The 4876-nt window shown below is 65.8% G+C and carries 5 protein-coding genes; 2 read left to right on the forward strand and 3 right to left on the reverse strand.

Features of this window, described 5'->3' with window-relative positions; genetic code table 11:
* Positions 1-110: 110 nt before the first annotated feature.
* On the reverse strand, positions 111-878 hold the full coding sequence (locus QZY48_RS13230; protein ID WP_295431321.1) for a spermidine synthase: 768 nt from the start codon (positions 876-878) through the stop codon (positions 111-113).
* Positions 879-1060: 182 nt separating this feature from the next.
* Between QZY48_RS13230 and QZY48_RS13235 the strand changes: the two genes are divergently transcribed.
* Positions 1061-1981 (forward strand): hypothetical protein, encoded by a 921-nt coding sequence (locus QZY48_RS13235; RefSeq protein ID WP_295431322.1) that lies wholly within the window; start codon positions 1061-1063, stop codon positions 1979-1981.
* Positions 1982-2003: 22 nt separating this feature from the next.
* A complete protein-coding gene (locus QZY48_RS13240) occupies positions 2004-2609 on the forward strand; it encodes a PepSY domain-containing protein (protein WP_295431323.1) in 606 nt (201 codons plus the stop codon).
* Between the two features lie 347 nt (positions 2610-2956).
* Here the strand turns inward: QZY48_RS13240 and mltB are convergent, their stop codons facing one another.
* Together mltB and QZY48_RS13250 are read right to left on the reverse strand one after the other, a co-directional pair.
* On the reverse strand, positions 2957-4048 hold the full coding sequence (gene mltB, locus QZY48_RS13245; protein WP_295431324.1) for a lytic murein transglycosylase B: 1092 nt from the start codon (positions 4046-4048) through the stop codon (positions 2957-2959).
* Positions 4049-4187: 139 nt separating this feature from the next.
* A complete protein-coding gene (locus tag QZY48_RS13250) occupies positions 4188-4574 on the reverse strand; it encodes a Rid family detoxifying hydrolase (RefSeq protein ID WP_295431325.1) in 387 nt (128 codons plus the stop codon).
* Between the last annotated feature and the right edge of the window lie 302 nt (positions 4575-4876).

Below are 4876 nucleotides of genomic sequence, written 5' to 3' on the forward strand. Positions count from 1 at the left end.
GTAATCGAATAATCCGACCACGATTACGACAACGACAACGACAACGACAACGACAGCGCACCCGGGATCTCGGTCACCACATCAGGTCTGATCGCACCCGAGCCGGCCGGTCAGCGGTGTTCCTCCAGCCGGAACCCGAGCAGTTCCAGGACCAGCGCGATGCCGGCGCCGCCCAGGAGCCCGCCCAGGAAACCGGACGGCAGTTCGCGATGGACCTGCCCCAGCAGGTCGTGGCTGGTCCCGTCCAGGGCCAGCGTCGGGGCCCCCCCGAGCAGCCAGATGCCGGCGGCAACCATGGACGCGATCAGACCGGCCACCAGCGCCGCCGCCACGTCAACCGGGACCAGTCGTCGGCCGCGGCCGATCAGCCAGCGTTCCGCGACCTCGAACAGGGTGCCGACCAGGACGACCAGGACGGCGGCGAGGACGAAGGTCCCCGCCGGCCAACCGGAGGCGACCACCGCGGCCACCACCGCCCCCGCGATCAGCCCCCCAAGTAGCCCGGCCAGGGTCCGGGACAGGGGCCGCCCGGCGGCGTCCGTCATCCAGGCATAGAAGCTGCCGACCCCCAGACCGACCACCGCGGCAACCCCGGCGCTGGCGCCGAGCCCCAGCTCCGGACCGCCCAGGATCAGGGACCCGACGGACGCCAGGACCCCGGCCATGGCGCCGCTCAGGGCCACTGGCATGGCACTGTAGAAGGCGGCCGTGGCCATCGCCGCCGCCGCGGCGGCCACCAGCGGCGACTGCCAGGCGGTGAGTCCAAGCGCCATGAGCACCTGCTGCAGACCCGCGAACAGGGCGCCGCAGAGCCCCCCCGCCAGACCCCACACCACGACCGTCATCACCAGCGCGGTGAGCTTGTCTTTGTTTATCATCTCGGGCCCTGCCCCACTGGTGGTAACCTTTGGTAGTCTAACAGGACCAGGCAGCGCACCGGGCCCCGCAACCGTCGCCGGACCACGCAAGGCGCCGTCCGCTCTCAACTCAATCTTCGCCCCCTGACCGGCACCCGGGTCCGATACACTTGCGCCACTCAACCAACAAGCCCGCACGCCCCATGTCCGAGTCCACTGCCAACGGCACCCGCCGCACGATCGACGGCGAGCTGCGCGTCTACTACGACGGGTACTGGATCAAGGCCTATGACCCCCCGCCCAACTCGGAGGAGACCCGCAAGCGCCTGATTCAGGCCCTGACGCGGCGCCTCTTCAACCATGTCGAGCACGGGATCAACATCCCCGGGGCCCGCCTGGACGAGGCGCGCGAGGCCTACCAGTCCGAGACCCATATCGAGCGCAAGCGGGTCAACGGGGCCATGCTGGCCGGTGCGCTGTTCAACCGCGCCGCGGATATCTTCACCTCGCTCGTGGACTTACAGTCCGCGGGGGTCGAGATCGCGCCCGACAACACCCTGATGCGCGAGTGCGGCCAATGCCTGATGGAGGCCCTGGATCTCGGCAAGATGGTGCGCCACCGCGGCGGCGACGAGGGCATCGACGAGTTGTGGGGGGAGCCCTTCAAGGCTTTCTCGATCCCCATCGAAGACTTCTACGAGGGCCGTTATCTGAAGATGGCCATGGCCATGCGCGACATCGACCGCCTCGGCACCGGCCTCAAGGACGCCTTCTCCACCAGCACCCGGTTCTCCAACATCGATCCGCGCATCGACCATCTGGTACGGGCGGCCAAGCGCAAGTGCGAGATCCTGCGCACCGACGCCTGCATCTTCGAGGTCTGGCCGGACTATGTGGTCGCCCGCGAACAACTCTGCAACATCGCGCCCCAGTTACCGACGATCCCGGACGCGGCGGCCATCCGCGAGGTGTTGGAGGGCGCACGGCTGCTGCGCGAGGGGACCGAACTCGTCACCCACATCGTGCGCGCCCGGGTCCCCATGCCCAAGAGCACCCGGGAGTTCCTCGATCGCTGCAACCGCTTCCGCCAGGCCGTCTGCAAATCCAACGGCGAGGGCCGGTAAGAAACGACTCAAGATTTGGGCCATGCAAACATGGCAAGACCCTCGCTACGGCGAGTTCATTGATCTCAACAAGGACTCCGACATGAAACGATTGATGCTTTGCGTATCGGTGGCAACGGCCCTGGCAGCCGCCGCGGCAACCGCCGGCCCCATCGCCGACTCGGTGGCTCAGACCAAGGTCCCGCTCACCACCTGCATGGACCTGGTCGCCGAACAGATCGGCGCCGCGATCGACCACCTGGAGTTCGAGTCGCGCCAGGGCGATCCGACCTATGAGTTCGAGGTGAATGCCAAGGGCGCCACCTACTATGTGGGTTGCAGCGCCGGCACCGGCTTGATCTCGGCGGTCGACCTGGTGGTCAAGGCGGACGACCCGCGCTGGACTGCCGTCGCGAAGATCACGCCGGAGCAGGCCACGAGTGCCGCCCTTGCCCGCTACCCCGGCGAGGTGGAAGAGATCAAACGGCTCTTGCTCCAATCGGGTCCGGCGGTCTATGAAGTGGACATCGAGATCCCCGGCGGGGACGGTGAATTCAACATCTACGTGGATGCCGCCGACGGCGCCATCGTCCAGGTCAACGTGGAATACTGGGAGATCCCGGAGTCTATGCCTGGAGGCTTGGACTGACCCTGTACTAAACGCCGATCGGTACCCGATCGGCGTCTGACTTAAGGATTGACAGGATGACAAACTCGAGTTTCCGGTCATCGGCAATCCTGTAAATCCTGTTAATCCCGTCCATTTGTCATAAAATCCACAGATGAACACAGATGAACACAGATGAACACAGATTTTCTTTGAGTTGTCATGCGCTTATGGCTGATGTCGCAATCACTGGCAAGGCAAGCCCCTGACCAAGCGCAAGCCAATGAATAATCTGTGATAATCGGTGTTCATCCGTGGATAACTGCCCGTTCCAGGTTTATTCGCGTTTTCCGCGGACTCATTCCCCCCGTCCCCAGCGACGCCGCAGATCACTGCACCGCGGCCATCCGGGGCGCGCCGCCGCCGACGCGCGCCTTGACGGCGTTGCCGAGTTGGTACACGGCCATCGCATAGTAGGTGAGGTGGTTGTAGCGGGTGATCACATAGAAATTGTGCAGGCCCAGCCAATACTCGTAGCCGCTGCCGACGTCGAACTTGAGCAGGCTCGCCGAATTCGCCCCGCCCAGGGACCCGGCCGGGGTGATCCCGGCGCCGGCCAGGGTGGCGAGCGAATAGTTGGTATCGAACCCGGCCTTGAGGGACCCGGCGCCCGGACCGCTCACCGTCGCCCGCACCACCACCGGCTCCCCGGTACGCCAGCCGTGGCCCTTGAAATAGTTGGCGACACTGCCGATGGCATCCACCGGATGCCACAGGCTGCGATGCCTGTCCCCGTTGAAATCCACCCCGTAGCGGCGAATGTTCGAGGGCATGAACTGACCATAGCCCATGGCCCCGGCGAAGGAGCCGGTAGGTTGGAAGGGGTCGATGCCCTCCTCCCGGGTCAGGAGCAGGAAGGCCTCCAACTCACCGGTAAAGTACGCGGAACGCCGCGGGTAGGCGAAGGACAGGGTCGCGAGCGCATCGATGATGCGGGTCTTGCCCATGATCCGGCCCCAGCGGGTCTCGACCCCGATGATGCCGACGATGATCTCCGGCGGCACCCCATAGTTCGCGGAGGCGCGCTGCAGCTCCGCACGGTGTTGATTCCAGAAGGCCACGCCCTTGTCGATGTTGTCGCTCGTGATGAACTTGGCCCGGTGGCGGTTCCAGGCCCCGGTGGGGACGGCCGGACCGCTGCCCTTGCGCAGGGGCTTGTTCATCTGCGCGATGATCCAGTTCTGGCGTTGGGCGCGCGCGAGGATACTCATGACCGCCTCGGCATCGTAGCCGTGGCGCTGCTGCATGGTCTGGGCGAAGCGCAGCGCGGCCGGGTTGTTGGCGAAGTTGCCCGAACCGCCGCCGCCCCCATAGGCCGACCCCTCGGGCGCGCGGCCGGCGCCCTCCCGCGCAGGATTGGAGCCGCAACCGGCGAGCGTGAGGAACAGCAGAAACGAGAACAGGGACAGGATGACGCGCACGAAATACCCCGCGGGCTAGGTCAGACAGGCCAGGTCGGGATGGTAAGCCATCTTCTGAGGAATGCAAGCCAAGGCCGCATTTTCGCAGGGCTTCAACGCGACCCCAAGGACCAGTCCCGCCACCGCTCCGGGCGGCGCTTCAGCCACCCAGCACCAGGATCGCATCCATCTCCACCGCCGCACCCCTGGGCAGGGCCGCCACGCCCACCGCCGCCCGCGCCGGGTAGGGCTCGCTGAAAAACTCCGCCATGACCTGATTGACCAGGGGAAAGTGGGTGAGATCCGTCAGGAAAACGTTGAGCTTGACCACCTCGTCCAGACTGCCGCCCGCCGCCCCCGCCACCGCGGCGAGATTGCGCAACACCTGCCGGATCTGCGCCTGCATGTCCCCGTCCACCAAGGCCATGGTCTGCGGCACCAGCGGGATCTGACCCGAGAGATAGACGGTATCCCCCACCCGGACCGCCTGGGAGTAGGTCCCGATCGCCGCCGGCGCCGCCTCGGTATTGATGATCTGTCTGGGCATCTGGGGACTCCGCGTTGGGTGTGGGTGTTGGGCTTGAGATTGTCGCGCGCGGCTCAGTCGGTCCCCGTAGGGTCCGCTGCGCGGACCAACGACCTCGGGGTTCACTCGCTGGTCGGGCCATCACCCAGGCCATCGCGCGGGGGGTGCGATCAGAACCGATGTGTTAACGCACCTGTCGTAGGGTACGCACCGCGCACCCTACAGTTACCGCTACCGGACGTTCTCACGGTCCGGGCGCCGTTGTCGTTGTCGTTGTCGTTGTCGTTGTCGTAATCGTGGTCGGATTATTCGATTACGACAAC

The organism is uncultured Thiodictyon sp., assembly GCF_903828115.1.
Classification (GTDB): domain Bacteria; phylum Pseudomonadota; class Gammaproteobacteria; order Chromatiales; family Chromatiaceae; genus Thiodictyon.